Consider the following 15,933-nt stretch of genomic DNA (forward strand, 5'->3'; position numbering starts at 1 on the left):
CACGATGCCTACTATCCCTCTCGGTACTATCCCGATGGAACATGGCCTGGCAGTTGCCGGCATCCTGTTCTGCCTCGGTCTGGTCGGCCTGATGGTCCGCCGTAACATCCTCTTCGTGTTGATGAGCCTGGAAGTGATGATGAACGCCTCGGCATTGGCCTTCATCGTTGCGGGCGCCCGCTGGGCGCAACCGGATGGACAAGTGATGTTCATCCTGGTGATCAGCCTGGCAGCCGCCGAGGCCAGTATTGGCCTGGCGATCCTGCTGCAGCTGTACCGCCGCTTCCACACTCTCGATATCGATGCAGCCAGCGAGATGCGCGGATGAACCTTCTCTTTCTGACTTTCGTATTCCCCCTGATCGGTTTCCTGCTGCTGTCGTTCTCCCGGGGACGCCTCTCGGAAAACCTCTCGGCCCTGATCGGCGTCGGCTCCATTGGCCTATCGGCCATCGTGGCCGCCTACGTGATCTGGCAATTCAACGTTGCGCCGCCTGAGGGTGGTCACTACACCCAGGTGCTGTGGCAGTGGATGTCGGTGGACGGTTTCGCGCCGAACTTCGCCCTGTACCTGGATGGTCTGTCCGTGACCATGCTGGGTGTGGTGGTGGGCGTGGGCTTTTTGATCCACCTGTTCGCGTCCTGGTACATGCGCGGTGAAGCCGGCTACTCGCGCTTCTTCGCCTACACCAACCTGTTTATCGCCAGCATGCTGTTCCTGGTGCTGGGCGATAACCTGTTGTTCCTGTACTTCGGCTGGGAAGGCGTGGGCCTGTGCTCCTACCTGTTGATCGGTTTCTACTACAGCAACCGCAACAACGGTAACGCCGCACTCAAGGCCTTTATCGTCACCCGTATCGGCGACGTGTTCATGGCCATCGGCCTGTTCATCCTGTTCCAACAGGTGGGCACGCTGAACGTCCAGGAACTGCTGGTGCTGGCACCGCAGAAATTCCAGGCCGGCGACTTCTGGATCACCCTGGCGACCCTGATGCTGCTGGGCGGCGCCGTGGGTAAATCCGCGCAACTGCCGCTGCAGACCTGGCTGGCGGACGCGATGGCCGGCCCGACCCCGGTTTCGGCACTGATCCACGCCGCGACCATGGTCACCGCCGGCGTCTACCTGATCGCCCGTACCCACGGCCTGTTCACACTGGCACCGGAGGTCCTGCACCTGGTAGGCCTGGTGGGCGGCGTGACCCTGGTACTGGCCGGCTTCGCCGCGCTGGTGCAGACCGACATCAAGCGGATCCTCGCCTACTCCACCATGAGCCAGATCGGCTACATGTTCCTGGCCCTGGGCGTTGGCGCCTGGGACGGCGCGATCTTCCACCTGATGACCCACGCCTTCTTCAAGGCCCTGCTGTTCCTTGCTTCCGGTGCGGTGATCGTTGCCTGCCACCACGAGCAGAACATCTTCAAGATGGGCGGCCTGTGGAAGAAACTGCCTCTGGCCTACGCCAGCTTCATCGTCGGTGGTGCTGCCCTGGCAGCCCTGCCTCTGGTAACCGCAGGCTTCTACTCCAAGGACGAGATCCTCTGGGAAGCCTTCGCCAGTGGCAACCATGGCCTGCTGTACGCCGGTCTGGTGGGTGCGTTCATGACCTCGCTGTACACCTTCCGCCTGATCTTCATCACCTTCCACGGTGAAGCCAAGACCGAAGCCCACGCCGGCCACGGGATTTCCCACTGGCTGCCGCTGGTGGTGCTGATCGTGCTGTCCACCGGGATCGGCGCGATGATCACTCCGCCCCTGCATGGTGTACTGCCGCTGAGCGTCGGTCATGCCGGTGGCGAAGCCAAGCACAGCCTGGAAATCGCCTCGGGCGCCATCGCCCTGGCCGGTATCCTGCTGGCCGCCCTGTTGTTCCTTGGCAAGCGTCGCGTTGTGACCGCCATCGCCAACAGCGGCATCGGGCGTCTGCTCTCGGCCTGGTGGTTCGCCGCCTGGGGCTTCGACTGGATCTACGACAAACTGTTCGTCAAGCCATACCTGGCCATCAGCCATGTACTGCGCAAGGACCCGCTCGATCAGACCATCGGTTTGATCCCGCGTATGGCCAAAGGGGGTCACAACTCCCTGAGCCGTACCGAGACCGGTCAACTGCGTTGGTACGCCGCCTCGATGGCAGCCGGTGCCGTGCTGGTCATCGGCGCCATTGTGCTGGTAGCGGTCTGATATGAACCTTGCGAACTTGCGAAAGGAATTGAGCCCGTCATGATTCTGCCTTGGCTAATCCTGATCCCCTTCATCGGCGGCCTGCTGTGCTGGCTGGGTGAGCGCTTCGGCGCCACCCTCCCCCGCTGGATTGCGCTGTTGACCATGACCCTGGAACTCGCTCTCGGCCTCTGGCTGTGGGCCCACGGTAACTATTCATTTGCTCCGGCGCCTGGCGCCGATCCAACTTGGGCCATCGAGTTCAAGCATGTGTGGATCGAGCGCTTCGGCATCAACGTGCACCTGGCCCTGGACGGCCTGTCGCTGTTGATGATCCTGCTGACCGGCCTGCTGGGTATCCTCTCGGTACTCTGCTCCTGGAAAGAGATTCAGCGTCACGTGGGCTTCTTCCACCTGAACCTGATGTGGATCCTGGGCGGTGTGGTCGGCGTGTTCCTCGCGCTGGACCTGTTCATGTTCTTCTTCTTCTGGGAAATGATGCTGGTGCCGATGTACTTCCTCATCGCGCTCTGGGGTCACAGCTCGGCAGACGGCAAGAAAACCCGGATTTACGCAGCAACCAAGTTCTTCATCTTCACTCAGGCTTCCGGCCTGATCATGCTGGTGGCGATCCTGGGTCTGGTGCTGGTCAACTTCAACAACACCGGGGTGATCACCTTCGATTACGCCCAGTTGCTGAAGACCAAGATGTCCACCGCCACCGAGTACATCCTGATGCTCGGCTTCTTCATCGCCTTCGCGGTGAAGCTGCCCGTGGTGCCGTTCCACTCCTGGCTGCCTGACGCTCACGCCCAGGCACCGACCGCCGGTTCCGTGGACCTGGCGGGCATCCTGTTGAAGACGGCGGCCTACGGCCTGCTGCGTTTCGCCCTGCCACTGTTCCCCAACGCCTCGGCAGAGTTCGCACCGATCGCCATGACCCTGGGTCTGATCGGCATCTTCTACGGCGCCTTCCTGGCCTTCGCCCAGACCGACATCAAGCGTCTAATCGCCTTCTCCAGCGTTTCCCACATGGGCTTCGTGCTGATCGGTATCTACTCCGGCAGCCAGCAGGCCCTGCAGGGCGCGGTGATCCAGATGCTGGCCCACGGTGTTTCGGCAGCCGCGCTGTTTATCCTCAGCGGCCAGCTGTACGAACGCACCCATACCCGCGACATGCGTGAAATGGGCGGCCTGTGGTCGCGTATCGCCTACCTGCCGGCCATCAGCCTGTTCTTTGCGGCCGCTTCTCTGGGCCTGCCGGGCACCGGTAACTTTGTCGGCGAGTTCCTGATCCTGATCGGCACCTTCGTCAGTGCGCCATGGATCACCGCGATCGCGACGTCCGGCCTGGTGTTCGGCTCGGTCTACTCGCTAATCATGATCCACCGTGCCTACTTCGGCCCGTCCAAATCGGACGCGGTGCTGCACGGCATGGATGCTCGCGAACTGATCATGGTGCTGGGACTGGCGGTCCTGCTGATCTACATCGGCGTGTACCCGCAACCGTTCCTCGATACCTCTGCCGCCACCATGCATGGCGTGCAGCAATGGCTCAGCACCGCCTTCACTCAACTCGCTTCGGCCCGGTAAGAGCGCTATGGACTTTACGATTCAACACTTTATAGCCCTGGCGCCGCTGCTGATCACCAGCGCCACCCTTGTGGTGGTGATGTTGGCGATCGCCTGGCGGCGCAACCACGCCCAGACCTTCCTGCTGTCGGTGGCCGGTCTGAACCTGGCATTGCTGTCGATCTTCCCGGTGCTGAAAGTGGCACCCCTGGCGGTCACCCCGCTGTTGCAGATCGACCAGTTCGCCTGCCTCTACATGGCCCTGATCCTGGTGGCCACCTTGGCCTGCGTCACCCTGGCCCACGCCTACCTGGGCGACGGCAGCAGCGGCTACCCGGGCAACCGTGAAGAGCTGTACCTGCTGATCCTGCTGGCCGCCGCCGGTGGCCTGGTGCTGGTCAGCGCGCAGAACCTGGCCGGCCTGTTCATCGGCCTGGAGCTGCTCTCGGTACCGGTCTACGGCCTGGTGGCCTATGCCTTCTTCAACAAGCGCTCCCTGGAAGCCGGCATCAAGTACATGGTGCTGTCGGCCGCCGGTTCGGGCTTCCTGTTGTTCGGCATGGCCTTGCTCTACGCAGAAGCCGGCAGCCTGAGCTTCAGCGGTATCGGTCAAGCCCTGGCCGCCACTGGGCTGCCAAGCCCGCTGGCGCAACTGGGCCTGGGCATGATGCTGATCGGCCTGGCCTTCAAGCTGTCGCTGGTACCGTTCCACCTCTGGACTCCGGACGTCTACGAAGGCGCCCCGGCCCCGGTCGCCGCCTTCCTGGCCACCGCCAGCAAGGTGGCGGTGTTCGCGGTACTGGTGCGTCTGTTCCAGCTCTCGCCAGTGGCCAGCAGCGGTGTCCTGAGCAACGTGCTGACGGTGATCGCCATCGCCTCGATCCTGGTGGGCAACCTGTTGGCGCTGACCCAGAGCAACCTCAAGCGTCTGCTGGGTTACTCGTCCATCGCCCACTTCGGTTACCTGCTGATCGCCCTGGTGGCGAGCAAGGGCCTGGCCATGGAAGCCATCGGCGTGTACCTGGTCACCTACGTGATCACCAGCCTCGGTGCCTTCGGTGTGATCACCCTGATGTCCTCGCCGTACAAAGGCCGTGATGCCGACGCCCTGTACGAGTACCGTGGCCTGTTCTGGCGCCGTCCGTACCTGACCGCCGTCCTCACCGTGATGATGCTGTCCCTGGCCGGTATCCCGCTGACCGCGGGCTTCATCGGCAAGTTCTACATCATCGCTACCGGTGTCGAAGCGCATCAATGGTGGCTGGTCGGTTCCCTGGTCATGGGCAGCGCCATCGGCGTCTTCTACTACCTGCGAGTGATGGTCACCCTGTACCTGATCGAGCCGAACCTGCGTCGCGTCGATGCCCAACTGCACTGGGAACAGAAAGCCGGTGGCGTCATGCTGCTGGCCATCGCGGTCCTGGCGTTCTTCCTCGGCGTATACCCACAGCCGCTGCTGACCCTGGTCCAGCACTCCGGCCTGGCGGGTTGATCGCTTAGGTTTCAACGCAACAAACAGAACGGCACCTTCGGGTGCCGTTTTGCATTTCAGGGCCCTGCCCTCCCCTCTTCCCAGCGAAACTCGGAATCGCCCTTCCTGTCACGTCGGCCCGGTCCGACATTCAGCCCAATGCCGCAGGCATAGACTGTTGCCAGATCAAACGCGGCGCTCAGCGGGCCTTGACCAAAGCTGCAGCGTCATCCAATCTATACGCAGGAAGCGTATAAAATGAATGCTCTGTTTATTGAACTACCGGCATTTGCACGATACCGAAAGGACTTCCTTGACGACGAGTTGTTCTGCGAACTGCAGATCGAGTTGCTGCGCCACCCGCACGCGGGGGTTCTGATTCAGGGCACTGGCGGCTTGCGCAAGATGCGTTTCGTCGATGAGCGACGCAACAAGAGCAGGCGTGGCGGGCTGAGAGTGATTTATTACTGGTGGTCCGGAGGGGCGCAGTTCTGGCTCTTCACCCTGTTCGACAAGGAGCAGATGGACGACCTGCTACCGCAGCACCGACAACTGCTCAAACAACTGCTGGAACGTGAAATCGAGGCCAGAAGACATGACCAAACGTGACATCTTTTCCGAACTGGTAGAAGGCATCGACGCCCTCACCCAGGAGCGCCAGGGCAAGATCACCCTGCGCAGCCATAAAGTGAAGCTGGACAAACTGCCCCCCATCACTGCTACCGAGGTGATGAACATCCGCCAGCAACTCAACCTCTCGCGTTCAGTATTCGCCATGTACCTGCGCACCAACACCCGTACCCTGGAAAACTGGGAACAAGGCCGCGCCACACCCAACGCCCAGGCCACGACCTTGATGCGCCTGGTGGAGCGCTACCCGGACACAGTGGAGCGCCTCGCCTCGCTGGCCTGATCCGGCACTGTTCGAAGGGCAACAAAAAACCCGCACCAGGCGGGTTTCTTGTTGCAGCAAACGCCAGCTTAGTCAGCCAGGCGCCAGGTCGTACCGCCCTTGCCGTCTTCCAGAATCACGCCCATGGCGGTGATCTGATCGCGAATACGGTCGGACTCAGCCCAATCCTTGTTGGCACGGGCTGCCAGACGGGCCTGGATCAGCGCCTCGACCTGTGCCCCATCGACCCGACCTTCGGCACCGGCCTGCAGGAAGTCATCGGCTTCCAGTTGCAGCACGCCCAGCACGCTGGCCAGCTCTTTCAGACGCGCTGCCAGACCCGCCGCCGCATCGATATCGCTCTCACGCAGGCGGTTGATCTCACGCACCATCTCGAACAGTACGGCACAGGCTTCCGGAGTACCGAAGTCGTCGTTCATTACTTGGGTAAAACGTTCGACGAAGGCTTCGCCACCTGCCGGAGCGACTTTTGGCAGGCCCTTGAGCGCGTGATAGAAACGCTCCAACGCGCCCTTGGCGTCCTTGAGGTTGTCTTCCGAGTAGTTGATGGCGCTGCGGTAGTGGCTGGCCACCAGCAGGTAACGCACCACTTCCGGATGGTACTTGTCGAGCACGTCGCGAATGGTGAAGAAGTTGTTCAAGGACTTGGACATCTTCTCGCCATTGATGCGGATCATGCCGCAGTGCATCCAGGCATTGGCGTAGGTCTTGCCGGTCGCCGCCTCGCTCTGGGCAATCTCGTTCTCGTGGTGCGGGAACTCCAGATCGCTGCCACCGCCATGAATGTCGAAGGTCTCACCCAGGCAGCAGGTGGACATCACCGAGCACTCGATATGCCAGCCCGGACGACCAGCCCCCCACGGCGACTCCCAGCTCGGCTCGCCCGGCTTGGCGGCTTTCCACAGCACGAAGTCCAGCGGGTCCTGCTTCGACTCATCCACTTCGATCCGCGCACCGATGCGCAGGTCTTCGATCTTCTTGCGCGACAGCTTGCCATAGCCCATGAACTTACCGACGCGGTAGTACACGTCGCCATTGCCCGGAGCGTAGGCATAACCCTTGTCGATCAGGGTCTGGATCATCGCGTGCATGCCAGGGATATGGTCGGTGGCCCGCGGCTCCATGTCCGGCTTGCGGATATTCAGCCGCGCCTCGTCCTCGTGCATCGCCGCGATCATACGCTCGGTCAAGGCCTCGAAGGACTCACCGTTCTCATTGGCACGATTGATGATCTTGTCATCGATATCGGTGATGTTGCGCACGTACGTCAGGTCATAACCGCTGAAACGCAGCCAGCGGGTAATCAGGTCGAAGGCCACCATGCTGCGGCCGTGCCCAAGGTGGCAGTAGTCGTACACGGTCATGCCGCACACGTACATGCGCACCTTGTTGCCATCCAAAGGCTTGAAGACTTCTTTGCTCTTGGTGAGCGTGTTGTAGATCGTTAGCACGTTAGTTCCTTGACTGAATCACTGACCCCAGGAGTCGCGCAGGGTCACGGTACGGTTGAATACCGGAGCACCGGGTTTCGAGTCCTTGATATCCGCGCAGAAGTAGCCTTCGCGCTCGAACTGGAAACGGTCTTCCGGCTGTGCGTTGCCCAGCGAGGGTTCGGCACGACAACCAGTGAGCACTTGCAGGGAGTCAGGGTTGATGTTGTCCAGGAAACTCGCGCTGTCCTCGGCCTTCTCCGGGTTCGGAGAACGGAACAGACGATCGTACAGGCGCACTTCGCACTCGACGCTGGCGGCAGCCGGCACCCAGTGGATCACGCCCTTGACCTTACGGCCTTCAGGGTTCTTGCCCAGGGTGTCCGGATCGTAGGAGCAGCGCAGCTCGACGACATTGCCCTCGGCATCCTTGATCGCTTCATCAGCACGGATCACGTAGCTGCCGCGCAGACGCACTTCGCCGGCCGGCTCCAGGCGCTTGTAGCCCTTCGGCGGCTCTTCCATGAAGTCATCACGGTCGATGTAGATTTCACGGGCGAACGGCAGCTTGCGCACGCCCAGTTCTTCTTTCTGCGGATGACGCGGCAGTTCGAGGTTCTCGATCTGGTCTTCCGGGTAGTTGGTGATCACGACTTTCAACGGACGCAGCACGCACATGGCGCGCGGGGCATTCGCGTCGAGGTCCTGGCGGATGCTGAATTCCAGCATGCCGTAGTCGACCACGCCGTCAGAGCGGTTGGTGCCAACCATCTCGCAGAAATTGCGGATCGATGCCGGGGTGTAGCCACGGCGGCGGAAGCCCGACAGGGTCGACATGCGCGGGTCGTCCCAACCATTCACGTGCTGCTCGTCCACCAGTTGCTTGAGCTTGCGCTTGCTGGTGATGGTGTAGTTCAGGTTCAGGCGGCTGAATTCGTACTGACGCGGGTGCGCCGGCACCGGCAAGTGCTCGAGGAACCATTCGTACAGCGGACGGTGGCTTTCGAATTCCAGGGTGCAGATCGAATGGGTGATGCCTTCGATGGCGTCCGACTGACCGTGGGTGAAGTCGTAGTTGGGGTAGATGCACCACTTGTCACCGGTCTGGTGGTGATGGGCATGGCGGATGCGATACATGATCGGGTCGCGCAGGTTCATGTTCGGCGAGGCCATGTCGATCTTGGCCCGCAGCACCCGTGCACCGTCTGGGAATTCGCCGGCACGCATGCGGGCGAACCAGTCCAGGTTCTCTTCAACCGAACGCTCGCGGAACGGGCTGTTCTTGCCCGCTTCGGTGAGGCTACCGCGGTACTCCCTGGCTTGCTCGGGAGTCAGGTCGCAGACGTAGGCCTTGCCTGCCTTGATCAGTTCCACGGCCCAGTCGTGCAATTGGTCGAAATATTGCGAGGCATAGCGCACTTCACCGGACCACTCAAAGCCCAGCCACTTGACGTCGCTTTCGATGGCGTCGATGTACTCCTGGTCTTCCTTGGCCGGGTTGGTGTCGTCAAAGCGCAGGTGGGTGACACCACCGAACTCCTGAGCCAGGCCGAAATTCACGCAGATCGACTTGGCGTGACCGATGTGCAGGTAACCGTTGGGCTCCGGAGGGAAGCGGGTCACGATCTGTGTGTGCTTACCCGAGTCCAGGTCCGCCTGGATGATCGGGCGCAGGAAGTTGACCGGTACGGCCGGTCCAGTCTTGGAATTCGAGGTAGGGTCGACAGTGGGCTTGCTCATAGGATCCTTGAACGTACAAGTGCGCGGCCGGGTGCGGCCTGATAAATCAAAACGAGTATCATAGCCGATGCTGTCAAGTGCCTGACAGAGCGCAGCTTTAAAACTGCGGCTATTAATAGCGTGCAAGTGAAAAAACAGCCTCGAAATTCATGGCGGTCACGCTAAACTGCGCTCCTTGGCTGCAGGATGGCCAAATCGGTGCGGACCGCATGCGTGCCCCGCTACCCAGGATTTTCTTGAAAACGCTTCTCCTTATAAAGAGTACCGACCATGACCCAAGTCAAACTGACCACCAACCACGGCGAGATCGTGCTGGAATTGAACGCCGAGAAAGCCCCGTTGACCGTGGCCAACTTCGTCGAATACGTGAAAGCCGGGCACTACGAGAACACCGTGTTTCACCGCGTCATCGGTAACTTCATGATCCAGGGCGGCGGCTTCGAACCTGGCATGAAAGAAAAGAAAGACAAGCGTCCAAGCATCCAGAACGAAGCGGACAACGGCCTTTCCAACGACAAGTACACCGTCGCCATGGCCCGTACCATGGAGCCGCATTCGGCCTCCGCGCAGTTCTTCATCAACGTCGCCGACAACAGCTTCCTCAACCACAGCGGCAAAACCGTTCAAGGCTGGGGCTACGCAGTATTCGGTAAAGTGATCGCCGGCACTGAAGTGGTCGACAAGATCAAAGGCGTGGCCACCACCATGAAATCCGGCCACCAGGACGTACCCGCAGAAGACGTGATCATCGAGAAAGCCGAGATCATTGAGTGATACTGCTGATTTCAGATTTGCATCTGGAAGAGGAACGCCCGGACATTACCCGGGCGTTTCTGGATTTACTCGGTGGGCGCGCCCGCGCCGCCGAGGCGCTGTACATCCTCGGGGACTTCTTCGAGGTATGGATCGGCGACGACGCCATGACCCCCTACCAGCTTTCCATTTGCCAGGCACTGCGCGAGCTCAGCGACAGCGGCACGCAGATCTTCCTGATGCACGGCAATCGCGACTTCATGCTCGGCCAGGCCTTTTGCAAGGCAGCCGGCGCCACCCTGCTCAAGGACCCCAGCGTCGTCGACTTCTACGGTGAGCCGGTACTGCTGATGCACGGCGACAGCCTGTGCACCCGCGACGAAGCCTACATGCGCATGCGTCGTTACCTGCGCAACCCGTTGAGCCTGTGGATTCTGCGGCATCTGCCCTTGCGCACCCGGCGCAAGCTGGCGCGCAAGCTGCGCAACGAAAGCCGCGCCCAGACGCGCATGAAAGCCAACGACATTGTCGATGTGACCCCGGACGAAATACCGCGGGTCATGCGCGAACATGGAGTGGGCACCCTGGTTCATGGCCATACCCACCGCCCGGCGATTCACAAGTTGCAGATTGGCCAACAGGCCGCCAAACGCATCGTGCTGGGGGATTGGGATCGACAGGGCTGGGCATTGCAGGTGGACGAGCAGGGTTTCCAACTGGCTGCGTTCGATTTCGTACCCACGCAGCTGGCGTTGCCCGGTTCGTCCTGAACAGACGCCTTCGCTGGCAAGTAGCCCCTACAACAAATGCCCCACCGTAGGAACCGGCTTGCCGGCGAAGTGGCCAGCAAGCCTTGCATCGCCCTTACGGACGCCTTCGCTGGCAAGCCAGCTCCTACAACAAATGCCCCACTGTAGGAGCCGGCTGCCGGCGAAAAGGCCAGCAGGCCCGGCATCGCCCTTACGGACGCCTTCGCTGGCAAGCCATCGCCTACAAGGGAGCTGGTTTACCGGCGAAGGGCATCAATGCCCCGCCGACGCCGGGCCGGCCTTGGCGGCAAACGGTGGCTTGGCCAACCACACCAACAGAATCAGGCCCATGAAGCCCCAGCCCAGCAAGGTGAAATAGTCCACGGTCGAGAGCATGTACGCCTGGCTGGTGAGCACTTGGTCCAACTGCGCGTAGGCTTGGGTGCTGGCACCGCCGAGGTTGTTCAACGCATCCCGGGTGACCGGATCGAAGATGCTCATGCTTTCGCTCATGTAGGCATGGTGCTGATCCGCCCGACGAATCCAGATCCAGGTCGTCAGCGACGCCGCAAAGCTCCCCCCCAGCGTCCGCAGGAAGGTCGCCAGGCCGGCGCCGTCGGCGATCTGGTGCGGCGGCAGGTCGGACATCAGGATGCTCAGGGTCGGCATGAAGAACAGCGCCACACCAATCCCCATGAACAGCTGCACCAGGGCGATGTGCTGGAAGTCCACCTCATTGGTGAATCCGGCACGCATGAAGCAGCTCAGGCCAATGGCCAGGAACGCCAGGCCAGCCAGCAGGCGCAGGTCGAACTTGTGGGCGTACTTGCCGACAAAGGGCGACATCAGCACCGGCAAAATGCCAATCGGTGCCACGGCCAGACCGGCCCAAGTGGCGGTGTAGCCCATCTGGGTCTGCAACCATTGCGGCAGGATCAGGTTGATCCCGAAGAACCCGGCGTAACCGCCCACCAGCACGATGGTGCCGATGCGGAAGTTGCGATGGGCGAACAGCCGCAAGTTGACCACCGGATGCCGATCCGTCATTTCCCAGATCACGAACACCGCCAGGGCAATCACCGAGATCAGCGTGCCGGCGATGATGAAGTTGGACTCGAACCAGTCCAGGTCGTTGCCCTTGTCGAGAACGATCTGCAAGGCACCGACCCCGACGATCAGGCTCAGCAGGCCGATATAGTCCATCGGCTGGCGACTGGTCACCACCGGTCGCGCCTTCAGTTGCTGCTGAACCACCCAGGCAGCAAACAGGCCGATCGGCACATTGATAAAGAAGATCCACGGCCAGCTGTAGCTGTCGGTGATCCAGCCACCGAGTATCGGCCCGGCAATCGGCGCCACCACCGTGACCATGGCCAGCAGCGCCAGGGCCATCCCCCTCTTCGCGGGCGGGTAGACGGCAATCAGCAGGGTCTGGGTCATGGGATACAGGGGACCTGCTACCACCCCTTGCAGCACCCGAAAGCCAACAAGCTCGGGCATCGAGGTGGAAATACCGCAGAGAAACGAGGCCAGCACAAACAGCAGGGTGGCCCAGATAAACAGCTTCACTTCACCGAAACGCCGGCTCAGCCAGCCGGTCAGTGGCAAGGCAATGGCGTTGCTCACGGCGAACGAGGTAATGACCCAGGTGCCCTGCTCCGAACTCACCCCAAGGTTGCCAGAGATGGTCGGCAACGCCACGTTGGCGATGGTGGTATCGAGCACCTGCATGAAGGTCGCCAGTGACAGGCCGATGGTGCTCAGCAGCAGGCTGGGAGGCGTGAAAGACGCGTTATTGCTCATCGCGAATCCTTAGGAACTGGGCTGGCACCCTGGTCTCTAGACGAAACCAGGGTTGACGGATTGGCGAATCAGCGCTGGGCCGTCTTGCCGATGGTCGCGCTGTTGTCGTGGATCAGACGGGCGATCAGGGCATCGGCCTCGCCCAACTGACGGTCATAGACGTTGGTGCTGAAGGAAGCCTTTTGCGGTGGTTGCTGGGCCAGTACCGGGCCGCTCTGATCCCGCAGGTTGACGTTCACCAGGGTCGACAGGCCGACCCGCAGCGGATGCTTGGCCAGCTCATCGGCATTGATGTGGATACGCACCGGTACACGCTGCACGATCTTGATCCAGTTACCGGTGGCGTTCTGCGCCGGCAACAGGGCAAAGGCGCTACCGGTGCCGGCGCCGAGGCTATCGATGGTGCCGCTGTACTTCACATCGCTGCCATAGATGTCGGCCTCGATGTCTACCGGCTGGCCAATGCGCATGTCACGCAGCTGGGTTTCCTTGAAGTTGGCGTCGATCCACAGCTGGTCCAGGGGAATCACCGCCATCAGTGCAGTGCCCGGCTGGACCCGCTGGCCCAGTTGCACGGTGCGCTTGGCCACATAGCCGGTCACTGGCGCAATCAGCGTGCTGCGGGCGTTGTTCAGGTAGGCCTGGCGCAACTGTGCGGCCGCGGCCTGCACATCCGGGTGGTTGGAGACTACGGTGTCGTCCACCAGGGCATTGGTGGTGTTGAGCTGCTGCTGGGCGTTGGCCAGGGCATTTTGTGCCGAGGTCAGGTCATCACGAGCGTGGGACAGTTCCTCCTGGGAAATCGCTCCGCTGGCCGCGAGGTTCTTGCGGCGATTGAAGTTGTCCTGGGCTTTCTGCACTTCGGCCTTCTGCGCCGCCACTTGGGCCCGCATGCCATCGACGTTGCTGTACAAGCCGCGCACCTGGCGTACGGTGCGGGCCAGATTGGCCTCGGCACTCTGCAGGCCGACCTGGGCATCGTTGGGGTCGAAGTTGATCAGCACCTGGCCCTCATGCACCAGATCACCATCGTCGGCGCCGATGCTGACCACCGTGCCGGTGACCAGCGGGGTGATCTCCACGACGTTGCCGTTGACATAGGCATCGTCGGTGCTTTCATTCCAGCGCCCATAAAGTTCGTGCCAGGCAAACACGCCCAGACCGCCGAGAATGACGATGGCCGTCAGCCCCAGGAGCATGACTTTGCGCTTGCGGGAGTTACCGGCGTCCGGGGTGTTTTCGGTTGCTTGAGTGTCGGCAGTGGCCATGACAAATACCTCGAATTATTTAGTCTGAGGAGCTGGGGCTGGGTCGGCCGAAGCCAGGTTCTGGGCACCGAAGCCGCCCCCCAACGCCTGCATCAATTGAATCGACAGATCGATCTGCTGAGCATTCAGCGTGGCCAGCTGGCGCTGGGCCTGCAGCAGTTGCTGCTCAATGCTCAGCACGTCCAGGTAGTTGCCGATCCCGGAGCCGAAACGCTGGACCACGGTGTTGTAAGAGTCCTGAGCGATGTCGGTGGCGTGCTGCTGGGCGACGATCTGCCGTCCGATTTCCCGCAGCTGGGAGATGCTGTCGCTGACATCCCCCAGGGCAGCCACCAGGGTCTTGTTGTATTGCGCGACTGCCAGGTCGTAGTCGGCATCCCGGGCGTCCAGGTCAGCCCGCAGCCGCCCGCCGTCGAAAATCGGCAGCGAGACAGTCGGCGCGATACTGAAGAAGCGACTGGCGGAACCGAACAGCGCATCCCCCAGCAACGCCTCGGTGCCCGCTCGCGCACTGAGGTTGAGGTTGGGGTAGAAACGGGTCTTGCTGGCATCGATGTTCTTGCTCGCCGCTTCCACCCGCCAGCGAGCCGCCACCAGATCCGGCCGGCGCCCCAGCAGTTCAGCAGGCAGCGTCGAAGGCAGGGCTACGGCGCTGGCTTGCAGGACCTTGGGTCGGGAGATGTCATCGGCCCGATCCGGACCCTTGCCGAGCAACACGGCCAAGGCGATCTTCGCGCTCTGCAATTGCTTCTCGGCGTCGATCAGGCTGGCCTGGGAGCTGGCCTCCAGACTTTCGGTCTGCTGGTACTGGTACTGACTGTCGATCCCGGAGTCCAGGCGACGGCGACTCAGGTCGAGCATCTGCCGGGTACGCTTGAGGTCCTCGTTCGCCAGGTCGTACACGATATGCGCACGCCCCAGGTCGCTGTAGGCACGCGCTACATCGGCGGCCAGGGTCAGACTCGCTGCCTGGCGGTCGACTTCAGCGGCTCGGGCCTGCCCCAGCGCTGCTTCCCAGGCCGCGCGCTGGCCCCCCCAGAGATCGAAGTTGTAATTGAAGCTGGCGCCAATGTTGCGCACCGTGGAATAGGCCCCGCCCTGCCCCAGCGGGTCCTGGTCACGGGCCAGGCGCGAGCGGCTGATACCGGCACTGGCATCCAGGGTCGGCATCCGCTCGGCATCCGCGGCATAGGCCGCAGCATTGGCCTGATGGGCACGGGCACTGGCGATCTGCATGTCCGGGCTGTCCCGCAGGGCTTCCTGGATCAGCCCGTCAAGCTGGGTATCGCCCAGGCTTTTCCACCAGTCACTTTGTGGCCAGGCTGCCGGCGACAAGGTCACACCGTTGAGAGACTGTCCCGCTGCGAGGCTTTTCGCCTCAAGGCTTACGCCGGAGGTATCCAGGCCGCTGTAATTGGCACAACCGGCCAGACTCATGGCCAACAGCACCAGGCTGAGGCGGGTACGCGAGGTTTTACTGCTCATTTTTCACCTAAACGCAGGATGGTGATCGGGTCACCGGCAGCCAGCAAAATTTTCTTGAGAATCTGCTCAAGGGTGCGCAACTCCTCGGGAGAGATGGCACCCGCCAACTGGTTCATTGCATTGGCACCGATGTAAGGCAGCCGATCAGCAAGCTTGCGACCTTCCTCGGTCAGCACCAGGCGCACCTGGCGCCGGTCGTCCTCCGAGCGTTGACGCGCCAGGAAGTCCTTCTGCTGCAGGCGGTCGAGCATGCGGGTCATCGAACCGCTGTCCAGGGACAGGTGGCGGCACAGCTCGGCCGGGGTATCGACGCCGAACTGGGCCATGATGATCAGCACCTTGAACTGCGCGGCTGTGATGCCGTGGGGCTCCATGTGGGTGTCAATGATCCGGTCCTTGAGCAGGGCGGCACGCCCCAGCAGCAGGCCGAGATGGCAATTGTGAAAGTCGTCGGGTTTGAAATGCTTCATCTGACCACCAGTTAGCTGCCTAGGCAGAGAGTGTGTGTCGAGATATTACTGCCTAGGCAGCCAATGTCAACGCAGTGATTAGCTTGCTGTTTATTTGATTGATCAACGGCGCAGCGCCGCCG

14 protein-coding genes are annotated in these 15,933 nt (G+C 61.6%); 8 read left to right on the forward strand and 6 right to left on the reverse strand.

All coding sequences use genetic code 11. The features are described 5' to 3' along the window. Positions 1 to 4 precede the first annotated feature (4 nt). The 6 genes from nuoK (at position 5) to PFZ56_RS25005 (ending at position 6,113) form a co-directional block, all read left to right on the forward strand. Complete coding sequence (gene nuoK / locus PFZ56_RS24980; protein ID WP_016964784.1) at positions 5 to 328, forward strand: NADH-quinone oxidoreductase subunit NuoK; 324 nt, start codon at positions 5 to 7, stop codon at positions 326 to 328. Further along, a complete protein-coding gene (gene nuoL / locus PFZ56_RS24985) occupies positions 325 to 2,178 on the forward strand; it encodes an NADH-quinone oxidoreductase subunit L (protein WP_115580499.1) in 1,854 nt (617 codons plus the stop codon). The genes nuoK and nuoL overlap by 4 nt, the downstream gene beginning before the upstream one ends. Before the next feature lie 39 nt (positions 2,179 to 2,217). Next, a complete protein-coding gene (nuoM, locus tag PFZ56_RS24990; RefSeq protein ID WP_011062195.1) occupies positions 2,218 to 3,750 on the forward strand; it encodes an NADH-quinone oxidoreductase subunit M in 1,533 nt (510 codons plus the stop codon). A 7-nt stretch (positions 3,751 to 3,757) separates the two neighbouring features. Further along, positions 3,758 to 5,221, forward strand: a complete 1,464-nt coding sequence (nuoN, locus tag PFZ56_RS24995) for an NADH-quinone oxidoreductase subunit NuoN (protein WP_015636299.1) — start codon at positions 3,758 to 3,760, stop codon at positions 5,219 to 5,221. Between the two features lie 237 nt (positions 5,222 to 5,458). Then, positions 5,459 to 5,809 carry a toxin gene (locus tag PFZ56_RS25000; protein ID WP_170003877.1) on the forward strand — a complete coding sequence of 117 codons (351 nt, stop codon included), beginning with the start codon at positions 5,459 to 5,461 and terminating at the stop codon, positions 5,807 to 5,809. After that, entirely contained in the window at positions 5,796 to 6,113 is a 318-nt protein-coding gene (locus PFZ56_RS25005) for a DNA-binding transcriptional regulator (protein ID WP_102864712.1), read from the forward strand. Before PFZ56_RS25000 ends, PFZ56_RS25005 begins: the two co-directional genes overlap by 14 nt. A 68-nt stretch (positions 6,114 to 6,181) precedes the next feature. On the opposite strand, the gene cysS is transcribed toward PFZ56_RS25005, so the two are convergent. Together cysS and PFZ56_RS25015 are read right to left on the reverse strand one after the other, a co-directional pair. After that, on the reverse strand, positions 6,182 to 7,564 hold the full coding sequence (cysS, locus tag PFZ56_RS25010) for a cysteine--tRNA ligase (RefSeq protein ID WP_102881792.1): 1,383 nt from the start codon (positions 7,562 to 7,564) through the stop codon (positions 6,182 to 6,184). Positions 7,565 to 7,582: 18 nt separating this feature from the next. Then, positions 7,583 to 9,283, reverse strand: coding sequence for a glutamine--tRNA ligase/YqeY domain fusion protein (locus tag PFZ56_RS25015; RefSeq protein ID WP_123394607.1), 1,701 nt, complete (start codon positions 9,281 to 9,283; stop codon positions 7,583 to 7,585). Positions 9,284 to 9,553: 270 nt separating this feature from the next. Between PFZ56_RS25015 and PFZ56_RS25020 the strand changes: the two genes are divergently transcribed. Together PFZ56_RS25020 and lpxH are read left to right on the forward strand one after the other, a co-directional pair. Further along, a complete protein-coding gene (locus PFZ56_RS25020; RefSeq protein ID WP_016965727.1) occupies positions 9,554 to 10,057 on the forward strand; it encodes a peptidylprolyl isomerase in 504 nt (167 codons plus the stop codon). Next, positions 10,054 to 10,806 (forward strand): UDP-2,3-diacylglucosamine diphosphatase, encoded by a 753-nt coding sequence (gene lpxH, locus PFZ56_RS25025; protein WP_170003879.1) that lies wholly within the window; start codon positions 10,054 to 10,056, stop codon positions 10,804 to 10,806. Before PFZ56_RS25020 ends, lpxH begins: the two co-directional genes overlap by 4 nt. A 252-nt stretch (positions 10,807 to 11,058) precedes the next feature. On the opposite strand, the gene PFZ56_RS25030 is transcribed toward lpxH, so the two are convergent. The 4 genes from PFZ56_RS25030 to PFZ56_RS25045 form a co-directional block, all read right to left on the reverse strand. Next, complete coding sequence (locus PFZ56_RS25030) at positions 11,059 to 12,588, reverse strand: DHA2 family efflux MFS transporter permease subunit (protein ID WP_102864707.1); 1,530 nt, start codon at positions 12,586 to 12,588, stop codon at positions 11,059 to 11,061. Positions 12,589 to 12,656: 68 nt separating this feature from the next. After that, positions 12,657 to 13,856, reverse strand: coding sequence for an HlyD family efflux transporter periplasmic adaptor subunit (locus PFZ56_RS25035; RefSeq protein ID WP_102881794.1), 1,200 nt, complete (start codon positions 13,854 to 13,856; stop codon positions 12,657 to 12,659). Between the two features lie 15 nt (positions 13,857 to 13,871). Further along, positions 13,872 to 15,341: an efflux transporter outer membrane subunit gene (locus PFZ56_RS25040; protein ID WP_170003881.1), complete on the reverse strand. Its 1,470-nt coding sequence runs from the start codon at positions 15,339 to 15,341 to the stop codon at positions 13,872 to 13,874. Next, a complete protein-coding gene (locus PFZ56_RS25045) occupies positions 15,338 to 15,811 on the reverse strand; it encodes a MarR family winged helix-turn-helix transcriptional regulator (protein ID WP_102864704.1) in 474 nt (157 codons plus the stop codon). Before PFZ56_RS25045 ends, PFZ56_RS25040 begins: the two co-directional genes overlap by 4 nt. Positions 15,812 to 15,933 lie beyond the last annotated feature (122 nt).

This window comes from Pseudomonas danubii (genome assembly GCF_042980055.1).
GTDB classification, from domain to species: Bacteria; Pseudomonadota; Gammaproteobacteria; order Pseudomonadales; family Pseudomonadaceae; genus Aquipseudomonas; species Aquipseudomonas danubii.